This window comes from Streptomyces xanthophaeus, from assembly GCF_000725805.1.
GTDB classification, from domain to species: domain Bacteria; phylum Actinomycetota; class Actinomycetes; order Streptomycetales; family Streptomycetaceae; genus Streptomyces; species Streptomyces xanthophaeus.
This window is the reverse complement of the sequence record NZ_KL647132.1, coordinates 691,759-702,917: the sequence shown is the minus strand read 5'-3', so window position 1 is coordinate 702,917 and position 11,159 is coordinate 691,759. Positions and strand designations below refer to the sequence as shown.

11 protein-coding genes are annotated in these 11,159 nt (G+C 73.0%); 2 read left to right on the top strand and 9 right to left on the bottom strand.

Annotated features, from left to right (window positions below):
* Positions 1–278 precede the first annotated feature (278 nt).
* Positions 279–878 (bottom strand): CGNR zinc finger domain-containing protein, encoded by a 600-nt coding sequence (locus IO30_RS0132560; RefSeq protein WP_031149025.1) that lies wholly within the window; start codon positions 876–878, stop codon positions 279–281.
* A gap of 84 nt (positions 879–962) precedes the next feature.
* Here IO30_RS0132560 and IO30_RS0132555 point away from each other — a divergent pair, with 84 nt between their 5' ends.
* Positions 963–1,751, top strand: a complete 789-nt coding sequence (locus IO30_RS0132555; protein ID WP_031149023.1) for an MBL fold metallo-hydrolase — start codon at positions 963–965, stop codon at positions 1,749–1,751.
* A gap of 24 nt (positions 1,752–1,775) precedes the next feature.
* Here IO30_RS0132555 and IO30_RS41305 read toward each other — a convergent pair whose 3' ends face one another.
* From IO30_RS41305 to IO30_RS0132535, 4 genes are all read right to left on the bottom strand, one after another.
* Positions 1,776–2,183 carry a hypothetical protein gene (locus IO30_RS41305; protein WP_037895733.1) on the bottom strand — a complete coding sequence of 136 codons (408 nt, stop codon included), beginning with the start codon at positions 2,181–2,183 and terminating at the stop codon, positions 1,776–1,778.
* Positions 2,184–2,252: 69 nt separating this feature from the next.
* Positions 2,253–4,154, bottom strand: a complete 1,902-nt coding sequence (locus IO30_RS0132545) for a helix-turn-helix domain-containing protein (protein WP_031149020.1) — start codon at positions 4,152–4,154, stop codon at positions 2,253–2,255.
* Positions 4,155–4,189: 35 nt separating this feature from the next.
* Complete coding sequence (locus IO30_RS0132540; RefSeq protein WP_031149018.1) at positions 4,190–5,581, bottom strand: MFS transporter; 1,392 nt, start codon at positions 5,579–5,581, stop codon at positions 4,190–4,192.
* A 139-nt stretch (positions 5,582–5,720) separates the two neighbouring features.
* Entirely contained in the window at positions 5,721–6,518 is a 798-nt protein-coding gene (locus tag IO30_RS0132535; RefSeq protein ID WP_031149017.1) for a 3-hydroxybutyrate dehydrogenase, read from the bottom strand.
* Positions 6,519–6,729: 211 nt separating this feature from the next.
* On the opposite strand from IO30_RS0132535, the gene IO30_RS0132530 reads away from it, so the two are divergent.
* Complete coding sequence (locus tag IO30_RS0132530; protein ID WP_037895728.1) at positions 6,730–7,194, top strand: hypothetical protein; 465 nt, start codon at positions 6,730–6,732, stop codon at positions 7,192–7,194.
* Here IO30_RS0132530 and IO30_RS0132525 read toward each other — a convergent pair.
* From IO30_RS0132525 to IO30_RS0132510, 4 genes are read right to left on the bottom strand one after another with little or no spacing between them, the layout of a single operon-like run.
* Positions 7,169–8,098, bottom strand: a complete 930-nt coding sequence (locus IO30_RS0132525) for a hypothetical protein (protein WP_051902724.1) — start codon at positions 8,096–8,098, stop codon at positions 7,169–7,171. The genes IO30_RS0132530 and IO30_RS0132525 overlap by 26 nt on opposite strands.
* On the bottom strand, positions 8,098–9,120 hold the full coding sequence (locus IO30_RS0132520) for a phosphotransferase family protein (protein WP_031149011.1): 1,023 nt from the start codon (positions 9,118–9,120) through the stop codon (positions 8,098–8,100). The genes IO30_RS0132525 and IO30_RS0132520 overlap by 1 nt, the downstream gene beginning before the upstream one ends.
* Complete coding sequence (locus IO30_RS42370; protein WP_051859621.1) at positions 9,117–9,839, bottom strand: HAD family hydrolase; 723 nt, start codon at positions 9,837–9,839, stop codon at positions 9,117–9,119. Before IO30_RS42370 ends, IO30_RS0132520 begins: the two co-directional genes overlap by 4 nt.
* Positions 9,836–11,038 carry a hypothetical protein gene (locus tag IO30_RS0132510; RefSeq protein ID WP_157853420.1) on the bottom strand — a complete coding sequence of 401 codons (1,203 nt, stop codon included), beginning with the start codon at positions 11,036–11,038 and terminating at the stop codon, positions 9,836–9,838. The genes IO30_RS42370 and IO30_RS0132510 overlap by 4 nt, the downstream gene beginning before the upstream one ends.
* Positions 11,039–11,159 lie beyond the last annotated feature (121 nt).

The following is an 11,159-nucleotide window of genomic DNA, read 5'->3' as shown; positions in this document are numbered from 1 at the left end:
ACGCGGTGGAGAGGGGATCGTCGGCGACCGGTGAAGTACCCGGGCCGCCCTGCGACTCATCCAGTTCTACAGACGCCCCGACCCCCTGGCAACGACGCCGCTTACTAGCCGCCCTCGCAGCCGGGACCCCAAAGCCCCCCGAGGCCTCGACGAGCATCCGTGCAGGTCACAGGCGCTGCGGAGGACCCCGGACGGGACCTCCGGGGACTACGAACCCGCTTCGTATGTGACCTGGGTCCTGTGGGGCGCCTCACCGCCACAGGCCCGGAGACGGGCCGTCAGCCGGCCTCGGGATGGGTCCGCCGGGCGTAGGCGCGGGCGGCGCGGGCGCGGTCGCCGCAGCGGGTGGAGCACCACTGGCGGCGCCCGTGGCGCAGCAGGTACCGGTTGCACGGCGGCGATCCACAGGCGGTGAGGCGGTCGGCGTCGGGGCCGGTGAGGAGGTCGGCCGCGTTGGCCGCGAGGGCGGCGAGCGCCCGGCCGAGGATCTCGTCGGTGGGGCACGGCGCGGCGCGGTAGGGGCCGCTCTCCTCGTCCCAGTACAGCAGGGCGGCCGTGGGGGCCCCGCTCAGGGCGGAATTGACGGCGGACAGCGCCTCGGGCGGGGCGGGCAGATCTGCGACCCGGGCGGCGAACAGCGCCCTGAGGTGTTCGCGCAGGGTGCGCAGCTGCCTGGCGCAGGCCTCCTGCACCCCCGCGTCGGCGGGCGCGAGGCCGTGCGCGGTGAGCCACCGGTTCGCGTCCCCGGGGGTGTCGAGGAAGTCGACGAGATGGCCCGCGGGCAGCGTGACCACGCTGTTGGCGAAGTCGAGGGCGACGTACTCCTCCGCTCCGGACGCGGGCGGTGGCGCGGAATCGGCGGTCGAGGTCTCGCTCATGGATCTCATGTTACGGCTTGCGCCCATCCGTGAGTCACCCCTATGGTCCTCATGGATCAACCGCTTCTCAAACGTGAGGTTCCGATGGCTGACACCAGCACGCCCGCAGAGCAGATCCCCGTCCGCGTCCTCGGTGGCCCGACCGCCGTCTTCGTGTACGGCGGCCTGCGCTTCCTGACCGATCCCACGTTCGACGCCCCCCGCGACTACCCGGTCCCGGGCGCCCTGCTGACCAAGACCGCGCCGTCATCCGCCACACCGGCCGACCTCGGCCCCATAGACGTGGTCCTCCTCTCCCACGACGAGCACCCCGACAACCTCGATGCCTCGGGCCGGGCGCTGCTGGCCGACGTCCCGCTGACCTTGACCACGCCCGGGGGCGCACGGCGCCTGGGGGCGGGGGTCAGAGGACTGGCCGACTGGGAGTCGGTCGAGCTGAACCGCGTCGGGGGCGGCACCGTCACCGTCACGGGCGTGCCCGCCCTGCACGGACCCGGCGCGCGGGCCGAGGTCGAAGCGGTCACCGGCCAGGTCGTCGGGTTCGTCCTGACCGGGGACGACCTGCCCACGGTCTACGTGAGCGGCGACAACGCCTCGCTCGCCCTGGTCAAGGAGATCGCCGAACGGTTCGGGCCGGTGGACACCGCCCTCCTGTTCGCCGGCGCCCCTCGCTTCACCGACCTCTTCGACGGTGCGCCGATCGTCCTGGACAGTGCGCAAGCCGCCGAGGCCGCCGCGATCCTCGGCGCCCGCCGGGTGGTCCCCGTCCACTACGACAGCTGGGCGCACTTCACCGAGGGGCAGGACGAGCTGGTCGACGCCTTCGAGGACGCCGGGCTGCTCGGCCGGCTGGACCTGGGTGACCGGGGCTGAGGGGGCTGACGGGGCCGTCCGCCGTCAGGAGTCCTTGCTGCGGCGGAGTACCGGGAGCCGATGGGCCCGGTAGCGGGCGCTCCATCGGGCGACGAGCTGGCCTGGGGTGCGCGCCGGTGGGGTGCGCTCGGCGGGCCACGCCTCCTGCGGGGAGAGCGGGGCGGTCGGCATCAGGTAGCGCCGACCGTCCGTTTCCATCACGCACGGGGGGACGTCGCGGGAGTCGTAGGGGTGGTCGAGGCGGATCTCGAACGGCTGCGGAGGGTCCGTGGGGACCTCGCCGTACAGGAGGGTGGCCCCGCTCCGGCCCATCCGGGCCGAGGAAACCACCTTCCCGTCGACGAGGACCTGGGCGTGGAGGCGCCCGACGTCGCACAGGACGGTGATGGAATGCCCGTCCTGATCCAGGTGGTATCGGTGATGGCCCGCCACGGCTGCCTCCCGGGACACGTGCTCCCCGTCACCAGGGTAGGGCGCGGCCGCGGCTGACGGAGCCGTGCTTCAGGTGTTCTGCGTCAGGCGGTGGAGCCTGAGGGCGAGCTGGATCTCCAGTGCGCGGGCAGGCGCGTTCCAGTCCGTCCCCAGGAGGCGGCCTATGCGTTCGAGGCGCTGCACGACCGTGTTGACGTGGACGTGCAGGGCCTCCCGCGTCCGGCTGGGGCTGGCGCCCTGCGCGAAGTGGACCTCCAGGGTGCGGGCCAGTTCGGTGCCCCGGCGGGCGTCGTAGTCGAGGAGCGGGCCGAGGGTGGCCCGTACGTAGCCGTCGACATCGGCCTGGTCCCCGAGGAGGAGGCCGATGAAGCCCAGGCCGGAGAGGGCGGCGCCCTGCCCGGTGTGGCCGAGGGTACGCAGCGCGGAGAGGCAGCGGTGTGCCTCGGTGTGCGCGGCGCCAAGTGCGGCGGGGCCCACGGCCGGGCCGGCCGCGCCAACGGTGACGGGGTCACCGAGGGCCTGCCCGAGCTCGGCTGCGAGGGCCCGTGCCGTGCTGCCGGGGTCGTCGGCCGGTGCCACGATCACCACGTGGTCGTGGTGGAGGCCGGCGAGGCCGCCCGCGGCGTGGACGCTGTGGGCCGCGCATTCCTGGAGCCGGTGGCGCGGGGCCTGCTCGCTGTGGGTGACGAAGACGGCGTGCGGTCGGTTCAGGTCGACGTCCAGACGGCGGGCGCGGGCGGTCAGGGTGCCTGGGTCGCTCGCGAGGGAGAGGACGTCGGTGAGCAGCTCGCCCCGCACCCGGTCCTCGGTCTCGGCCACGGATCTGCGGAGCAGGAGCAGCAGCGCGGCGACGACGCCGGCGCGTTCGAAGAGGAGCCGGTCCGCGTCGGGCAGTTCGGGGTGGCCTGCCAGGGTGATGCTGCCGAGGAGTTCGGGTCCGGCCAGCACCGCGGTGATCCAGATGCCGTTCCTGCACACCGCGCGGCCGCTGGTGCGGGAGGTGGTCACGGCCGGGGCGGGGGGAAGCAGCGGGGCCGTGCGGGCCCGGGCCAGTTCCGTGCCGTAGGCGTCGTGGATGAGGATGCCGCCGTCGAGGATCTCGGCGAGGGCGGCGGCGACGTCTTCCGCGTCGCCGCCGCGCAGGACGAGGTCGGTGAGCTGGTCGTGGGCCCGTTCGGCCCTGCGGGCGGCTTCGCTGTTCGTCCGGATGATCTCGGAGGCGGCGTTGAGGTCGGCGAAGGCGGCTCGCGTCTCCTCCAGCAGCCGTGCGTTGTCGATCGCGATCGCCGCGTGGTCGGCCAGCGAGGAGAGCAGTGCCACTTCGTCGGGGGTGAAGGCGCGGGGCGTGCGGTCGGCTGCGTACAGGACGCCGATGATCTTCGATCCCATGCCGAGCGGGACGCCGAGGATGGCCCGCAGGCCTTCTTCGCCGACCGCGCTGTCGATGACGGACGTGTGCTGGAAGCGGGTGTCGGACTGGTAGTCGCCGGTCACGTAGGGGCGGGCGGTCTGCGCGACGAGACCGCCCAGCCCCTCCCCCATGCCGAGCCGGACCTGCTGGAAGGCAGCGGCGACGGAACCCTCGGTGACCCGCATGTAGGTGTCGCCCGCCGCGTCGTCGTTCAGCGAGAGGTAGGTGACGTCGGTGCCGAGCAGTCGTTTGGCGCGGCGCACGATGGCGCGCAGCACCGCGTCGAGGTCCCGGAGTGCGGCGAGGTCGCTCGCGGTCTCGAAGAGGGCGGCCAGTTCCGCCTCGCGTCGGCGGTGCTGGCTCAGGGTGCGCCGGATGCGCAGGGCCGATGCGGTGGCCTCGTCGACGTCCGCCAGTTCCTCCGGTCCGGCTCCCCGTTCCCGGGCCGCGGTCGCGGGGCCGGTGAAGGCCTCGGCGGGTGCCCCGCCCGCGAGCAGGTCGAGCAGCTCGCGGGCGGCGGAACGGGGTTGCTGGCTGCCTGGTTTCACGGTGGGGAGCATACGGCGGAGGTCTCCGGTGGCGGGTCGGTGGAGTCTCAGGTGTTCCGGGAGACGGCTGCCTGCCGTTCCCCTGCCCGGGCGGGGGTGCCGGGCAGGGCCTTCCGGCCGTCCTGGGCCAGGTCGCGGCCACGGGTTTCCTTCGCCGCCCAGACGGTGAGGGCGGTGATCACCGCGGCGACGGCGAGGTAGAAGGACACGGGCACGGAGGAGTCGTAGTCGTCGAGGAGGGCGACCGCGATGATCGGGGCGAGCGCGCCGCCGATGATGGAGGCGAGCTGGGAGCCCATGGAGGCGCCGGAGTAGCGGACCTTGGTGTCGAACATCTCCGAGATGAAGGCGGCCTGCGGACCGTACATCGCGCCGTGCAGCAGCAGGCCGACGGTGACGGCGAGGGCGATGGCCCAGAACGACCTGGTGTCCAGCAGGGCGAAGAAGGCGAAGGCCCAGCCGATCATGCCGACGGCGCCGATGAGGGTCACCGGGCGGCGCCCGATCCGGTCGGAGAGGGCTCCCCACAGCGGGATGGTGACGAAGTGGACGGCGGAACCGATGAGCACGGCGTTCAGTGCGTCGCTCTTGGGCAGTTCGAGGTGGACGGTGACGTACACCAGCAGGAAGGCCGTGATGATGTAGTACGAGATGTTCTCCCCGAGCCGGGTGCCGATCGCGGTGAGCACCTGACGCCAGCCGGTGCGGAAGACCTCGACCACGGGGGGCTTCTCCTTGACGCCGGCCTCGGCCTCCGCGGCGGCCTTGCGCTGGGCCTCCAGGAAGACCGGGGATTCGGAGACGGAGATCCGGATCCACAGGCCGATGATCACCAGGAGGCCGGAGAGCAGGAAGGGGATGCGCCAGCCCCAGGCCAGGAAGGCTTCGTCGGACTGGACGGCGGCCAGGAGTGCCAGGACGCCGGTGGCCAGCAGGTTTCCGCCCGGGGCGCCGGCCTGGGGCCAGGAGGCCCAGAAGCCGCGGCGCTCGTCGCCCCCGTGTTCGGAGACCAGCAGCACCGCTCCGCCCCACTCACCGCCGAGTGCGAAGCCCTGGATGAGGCGCAGCAGGGTCAGCAGGACGGGGGCGCCGACGCCTATGGAGGCGTGGGTCGGCAGCAGGCCCATGGCGAAGGTGGCGCCGCCCATCATGAGGAGGCTGAGGACCAGGAGCTTCTTGCGGCCGATCTTGTCTCCGTAGTGGCCGAAGACGACGCCGCCGAGGGGGCGGGCGGCGAAGCCGACGGCGTAGGTGAGGAAGGCCAGCAGCGTGCCGACGAGCGGGTCGCTGGAGGGGAAGAAGAGCTTGTTGAAGACGAGAGCGGCGGCCGACCCGTAGAGGAAGAAGTCGTACCACTCGATGGTGGTCCCGATCAGGCTGGCCGCGACGATGCGGCCGATCCCGCCTCCGGCGGGCTGGGCGGTGCTGGCAGGAGTCATGGCGGTGGTCACCTGTTCGTTCGGCGGGGACGGGGAGGTGCGGGCGTGGCCACGGCAGTGGTGGCCGGCGGTGGGAGCGGTGCGAGCGGTGGGGGGGGCGGCCGCGGGAGGTGCCGCCGAGGGGTTCCGGTGCGGTGGCTCAGTGCGCGCCCCAGCCTCCGTCGAGGGGGATCGACGCCCCGGTGAGGTATCCGGTGTGCGGACCGCAGAGCCATACGGCGACTGCCGCGACCTCCTCGGGCTCGATCAGGCGTTTGATGGCCGACCGTTTCAGCAGGACATCGGCCAGGACGTCGCCGGGGGCGATGCCGTGCGCCTCGGCCTGGGAGGTGATCTGGTGCTCGACCAGCGGGGTACGGACGTACCCCGGGTTGATGCAGTTGCTGGTCACGCCGCGGGAGGCGCCTTCCAGGGCGGTCACCTTGTTCAGCCCTTCCAGCGCGTGCTTGGCGGCGACATAGGCGGACTTGAAGGCGCTGGCACGCAGTCCGTGCACGCTGGAGATGTTCACGACGCGCCCCCAGCCGGCCGTGTACATGTGCGGCAGGCACTGCTGGAGCAGCAGGAACGGGGCCGTGACCATGACCTTCTGGATCTGTTCGAAACGGGCCGGCGGAAAGTCCTCGATGGCGGCGACGTGCTGCAGACCCGCGCTGTTGACGAGGACGTCCACCTCGCCGGGGAGTCCGCGCACGGCGTCGCAGTCGGCGAGGTCGACCGCGTGGGGGTGTCCGCCGATCGCATCGGCCGTCTCCCGCGCGGCTGCCTGGTCGACGTCGACCACGTGCACCAGGGCTCCGGCTTCGGCGAGGGCCCGTGCGCACGCCCGGCCGATTCCGCTGCCGCCGCCGGTCACCATCGCGGTGCGTCCTGCCAGGGCGGTGTCGCCGCTTCCGCGGGCGAGTGCGCCGGGGAGCGCTGGAAGTTGGCTCGTCATGGCCGGAACGCTAGAGACACCCGGCCGGACATCCCATGGTCCGGGGCTCCACACTCCACGGCTTCGGGGTGTGCGGAGCCCACATGGGCGAAGTGCCCCGTCCGGGGCATGGTCGAGGCGATGGGCCCCGCCGGGCGGCTGTGACCGGCCTGTTGCCGGAACTGTGGGCTCCGTCATAGGTGCAACGGGTGGGCCCTGGTGGGCTCCTCGGATGGTGTTGCTGCTGCTGATGCTCCTCGTTCCGGCCGGGCTGGTCCTCACGCTCGTCCTCGTCGGCCACGCCTTGGCCGTCCTCGCCCGTGACGGTCTCCGACGGGGTGCCCACGCTGCGCGGCTCCGGATGGCCGCAGCCCTCTTCGGAGCCGTTGCCGTCGCCCTCTACACATGGGGGCTGCTCTTCGTCGCCGGAGACGTCCTGGAAGCGGAGGACGGCGGCACCGATTCGTCTCCGGTCCGGCCCTGCCGCCTGCCCGGCGAGCCGGAGCGGATGCTGCACGTGGTCGACTACACCGTCGACTGGGTGCCGCTGCGCTTCGTGTGCGAAACGAAGGGCAGCGGCTCCTACTCCGCCCAGTCCGTCCCCGGCTACGTCAACCCCGCCGCGCTGGGCTTCGCCCTGGCCACCGCGGCGTGCGGCGCAGCCGCGGGCCTCAGGCCTGGATCAGCGTCACCGTGACCCCGCTGAGGAAGTCTGCGCGGTACGGCGCCACGTCCACGTCGTCCCGTGAGGCGAGGACGTGCAGCCTGAGCCGGGAGCCGTCCGTGCCCGGGGCTGCGTCGTAGGCGAGCAGGAGCGACGGGTCGGTGAGGGCGCGCAGCGACACGAAGCGGTCTGCCTCGTCACCGCGCGCACCGGGGTCAACGGTCCCCGAGGGCAGCGGTGTGAAGCCGAGCCGCTTCTTGAACTCGTACAGGCCGGGGGAAGTGACGTGTCCGTACAGGGAGGTGTCGTTGCCCAGGGACATGCGGGTGCAGCCGAGCTCCCGGCCGGCCTGGAAGGCCGCCATGTACAGGGCGCGGGTCAGGGCGCCGCGCTGGTCGACGGCCGCAGTGGCCACGTAGCGCAGTTGCAGGAGGGAGTCCTCCGCCCTCACCCAGCAGATGCACCCGCCCACCATGCGTCCGGCCTCGTAGGCGTACACGCCGAGGTGGGAGCCGGAGCGCTCCAGGAGCGTCCGCTGCTCGCCGCGGGCCAGGTTCAGTCCGTTGCGCATGCCGGCGACCTGCGCCTCGTACACGCCCAGGAACTCCTCTAGCCGGCCCTCGTCCAGCTCCGGCCGCACCTGCACGCTCAGTCCGGCCGAGGCCACGAGGTCCAGGCCCCGGCGCACCTTGCGCCGCTCGTTGGCTCCGAGAGCGGCGAGGAACGCGGACTCGGAATCCCCCAGCGGAGCGACCCAGTTGACCCAGCCGGGCTTCACCGCGAACCCGGCCTCCGTCAGGGCGGCGCGGTCGTCGGGCTGCGGATCGACCACCCGCAGCAGGTCGACGTCGGGCCCGCGCCAGGGTCCGCGCGCGTCGAGGGCCTCTTCGGTGGTGAGTTCGGCGACGGTGAGTCCGTAGCGGTCGACGATGTCCATCAGCGCTGCTGCTCCCCGCGCTCGTGGGCCGGACCGGCTTCGGCCGTGAGGCGTACGGACGGCGCCGGGTTCCCGGCGGCGTGCAGAAGTCCGAGCAGGTGCTCCGCCCGTGCGGTGAGGACCTGGGCGCGCTCGGCGTCGGGGGCCACGCTGTGGAAGACGAGCGCGAGCATGACGGCGGTGTCCAGGCGGTAGAGCAGGGCCGCCCGGGATCGAAGGTCGGGTGCGGCGAGCGACTCGGCGTAGCCGGCCAGGACGGCGGGCGCGTCGATCCCGTTGTCGGGCAGCAGGGCGTACTCGGCCACCCTGGCGAGTTCCATGAGCGGCGGCCCGATGAGGGCGTTGGACCAGTCGACGACCGCCGAGAGCCGGCCCCGGCGGCTCAGCAGGTTCTGCCGCCGGACGTCGAGGTGCAGCAGCCGGTGCGGCGTGCGTACGGCCTCCAGAGCCGCGGTGATGTCGCCGGGTCCGGGCAGCGGCGGCAGGGACGGGGCCTCGCGCCGCAGGTTGGCGTACCGGTCTCCGAGCCGTGTGACGAAGAAGGCGGTGAAGTCGCCCGGGGCCTGGTAGGCGAGTGGTACCTGCGGGGGCGTCGTGGAGTGCAGCGCGGCGAGGAAGCGGCCCACGTCGCGGCCGTCGAGGGGAACGTCGTCGTGCTCCACGTGGGCGGCGAGGGAGACGAGGAGACCGTCCGGCCGCTCGATCTGCTGGAGCGGCGTCGCCACGGGCAGCCCGAGCGGGCCGAGGTGGGCGGCTATCGCGTGCTCCTGGTGGACCAGGGCCGCGCTGTCGACGTCGCCGTACGGGGACAGGTACAGCCGGTGGCGGGGAATGCGCAGCACCGCGTCGCCGAGGCCGGGGCGGCCGACGCGGTGGACCACGAAGTCCACGCCTTCGCCGGCCGGTCCGCGCAGTTCCAGCCCGTGCTCGGCGGCGACGGAGCGGGCCACGGCCTCGGTGTCGACCGTCGTGTCGAGGGGGGTCAGGTCCGTCGGGTCCGTCGGGTGCGTCGGGTGCGTCATCGTGCGTCCTCCGGGAGGGCGAGCGGCAGGTGGGCCACCAGGTCGACCAGGGTCTCGAAGGAGGTGATCCGCGGGCCGGGGTGGTCGGGGAAGCGGGCGTAGCGGTCGATGAGGAGGGGGTGCATGCCGGCGTCCCGTGCACCGTCGACGTCGACGACGAGCGAGTCGCCGATGAACACGCAGTCCCCCGGGGGACGTCGGAGCCTACGGCAGGTCAGGTCGAAGATCTCCGGGCGGGGCTTCTCGAAGCCGACCTCGCTGCTGATGACGATCTCGTCGAAGCGGTCGGTGAGCCGGTGCGCCGCGAGGATCTCCCGCAGCCACCCGTCGAAGTTGGACACCAGGGCCAGCTGGTGGCCGGCCGCCCGGAGTGCATCGAGGCAGGGCAGGACGTCGGGGTACAGGCGGTAGTTCGCCGGGTCGAGGGCGTAGCGGGCCGCGCGCAGGGCGGCCGGGTGGGAGTCGGCGCCGCCGGCCCGGCGAAGGGCGTCCTGGAAGAACTCGGTCCACATGGTCAGGCGGGCGGCCGGGTCGGCCTCGTCGTCGGGCCAGTGGCCCTCCGCGCCGATGGCCCACAGGGCCTCGCGCACGTCCTGCGCCGAGGGGGCCCCTTCGGCCCCGAGCCAGGAGGTGGAGAGCAGTTCGGGGAAGGCGGGGGTGAGTTCGAGCAGGGTGTCGGCGGCGTCGAAGAGTACGGCGGGCAGGGGGGCGCGGGTCATCGCAGGCCTCCGTCGGCGATCAGCAGGGTGGACAGGCCGCCACGGTCGGCCGGGAGTCCTTCCCGGAGCCCCTCAGGGGTGCCGTGGAGGAAGACGGTCTCCTCCTCGCTGGAGAAGTGGTTGCTCATGAGCACGACGGACTTCTCCTGGCCGCAGAGCCGGACCGCTTCGAGGGCGAGTTCGACGTCGCCCATGTGCATCTCCACCAGGACGCAGGTGATGCCCGCGGACAGGTAGCTGGTGAGCTCGCCGAGGAACTGCTGGGGCGGCAGGCTGTGGCGGCCGTGGAGCCCCGAGAGGTAGGCGAAGGACCGGGCGAAGGGGTCCTCCCGGAAGTGCCGGGCGGTCTGCGCGGCGGCGAGCAGGCCGATCGGGATGCCGGGCGTGACGTGGATCTCGCGGCCGGTGAGGGGGAGGCCGTCAAGGACGTCGTAGGTGTCGGGGTTGCCTTCGACGAGCAGGCCCACGCGGTCGTGGCCGGCGGCGTGCAGCTCGCTCAGCGCCTCGTCCACCTGGTCGATGTTCTGGTCGAAGTCGCCGTAGCGGTACGGGAGTACGTGCGGCAGGAACCGTTCGTGGCCGGGGGTGCGGGTGAAGGTGTGGCGGTAGGTCCAGTCGGTCATGACCACGGGACACCCGACGTCCAGGGGTCCGAGGGCCTCCTCGCCTCCGGCGGGGGTCCACGGGCCCACTCCGACCGCGCGGACGCGCTGGACCTTCGAGGGGTGCCGGGCGTCCCTCGGTGCGGCGGGCGCGGCATGCGGGTGCTGGTGCGGGTGCTGGTGCGAGTCCTGGTGGCGGCGCTGGGGCGGTACGGCCGTTTCGCTCCGCTTCGCCAGACGCCGCTCGATCGATCCGGCCCTCCGGCTGCGGAACAGGGTGGGCACGACGAAGGCGACGGGCTCGGAGCCCTCCTCCGCGGCCGGGAGGTACTCCGACTCGGTGGCTGCCGCGGTGAACTCGGCCAGCCCGCAGGCGTCCTCGACGAACGCCACGGGCCGGCCCCAGCCGAGTGCGCCGAGGGCCGCGGTCATGTCCTCCTTGAAGCTGCGGGGGCGGATGGTGACGAAGCCGCTGGAGACGGGGGACAGCGGGTGCGTCTCGCCGGCGACGTCCACCGAGTGCAGGTGGCGCATGTCGGCGGCGGCACGGAATACCTCCATGCCGACGAGGGGCGTCCTGGTACCGGATGCGGTCATGGCTGGTCTCTCTCTTCGCTCGGAAGGGCACGCGGAACCGGCCGGGCGCGGCAGTGCTCGCGTCGGTGGCCGGGTCGGGCCCGGTGTGGTGACGGGGTCGCGGCGCGCCGTCGTCGGGGCC

What these genes read in the sequence shown, in the direction of transcription:
- IO30_RS0132560 (WP_031149025.1), bottom strand. Translation starts at nt 878, where the DNA reads ATGAGCGAGACCTCGACCGCCGATTCCGCGCCACCGCCCGCGTCCGGA.
- IO30_RS0132555 (WP_031149023.1), top strand. Translation starts at nt 963, where the DNA reads ATGGCTGACACCAGCACGCCCGCAGAGCAGATCCCCGTCCGCGTCCTC.
- IO30_RS0132545 (WP_031149020.1), bottom strand. Translation starts at nt 4,154, where the DNA reads ATGCTCCCCACCGTGAAACCAGGCAGCCAGCAACCCCGTTCCGCCGCC.
- IO30_RS0132540 (WP_031149018.1), bottom strand. Translation starts at nt 5,581, where the DNA reads ATGACTCCTGCCAGCACCGCCCAGCCCGCCGGAGGCGGGATCGGCCGC.
- IO30_RS0132535 (WP_031149017.1), bottom strand. Translation starts at nt 6,518, where the DNA reads ATGACGAGCCAACTTCCAGCGCTCCCCGGCGCACTCGCCCGCGGAAGC.
- IO30_RS0132530 (WP_037895728.1), top strand. Translation starts at nt 6,730, where the DNA reads ATGGTGTTGCTGCTGCTGATGCTCCTCGTTCCGGCCGGGCTGGTCCTC.
- IO30_RS0132525 (WP_051902724.1), bottom strand. Translation starts at nt 8,098, where the DNA reads ATGGACATCGTCGACCGCTACGGACTCACCGTCGCCGAACTCACCACC.
- IO30_RS0132520 (WP_031149011.1), bottom strand. Translation starts at nt 9,120, where the DNA reads ATGACGCACCCGACGCACCCGACGGACCCGACGGACCTGACCCCCCTC.
- IO30_RS42370 (WP_051859621.1), bottom strand. Translation starts at nt 9,839, where the DNA reads ATGACCCGCGCCCCCCTGCCCGCCGTACTCTTCGACGCCGCCGACACC.
- IO30_RS0132510 (WP_157853420.1), bottom strand. Translation starts at nt 11,038, where the DNA reads ATGACCGCATCCGGTACCAGGACGCCCCTCGTCGGCATGGAGGTATTC.